The organism is Salmonella sp. SAL4457, assembly GCF_046548235.1.
Taxonomy (GTDB): domain Bacteria; phylum Pseudomonadota; class Gammaproteobacteria; order Enterobacterales; family Enterobacteriaceae; genus Salmonella; species Salmonella enterica.
On the sequence record NZ_JBGDZO010000068.1, the window covers coordinates 1 to 436 of the forward strand.

1 protein-coding gene is annotated in these 436 nt (G+C 72.7%); it reads left to right on the forward strand.

All coding sequences use genetic code 11. The annotated features are described in order from the left end of the window. Positions 1–436 (forward strand): hypothetical protein (locus tag ACLJNW_RS23260; RefSeq protein WP_410961095.1); only part of this gene is annotated, 436 nt, incomplete at both ends.

Below are 436 nucleotides of genomic sequence, written 5' to 3' on the forward strand. Positions count from 1 at the left end.
GCTCGCGCACTGGCAGTACCCGATCGACGCGGCCCAGGCGCGGCACTGCGTGCGCACTTTCCATTCGGCGCTCGGCAGCCTGGCCCGCGAGGTGCTCGGCAATCCGCGCTCGTTCGAACAACTGGACGACCGCGACCCCGCCGCCGAGCCGGACAACCCCCTTGCCGCCGGACGCCTGCGTCCGGCCCAGCAGCGCCTGCTGAAGCAGGCCTACCAGCAGTGCTACGCGGAAAGCCCGGCGTTCCGCGCCAAGACCCACAAGCTGCTGGAACTGCCGCCGCCGGCGGAGCCGGAAGAGGGCGCGCGGCGGCAGCCGAAGGCGCCGCTGGAGCCGTTCAAGCTGGCCGGCGAGTTCCAGGCGCTGCCGCTGTACGAAGCCTTCCATGCCCAGGCCGGGTTCGCCGAGAGCCTGGGCCTGCGCGTCGAACGCCTGGAC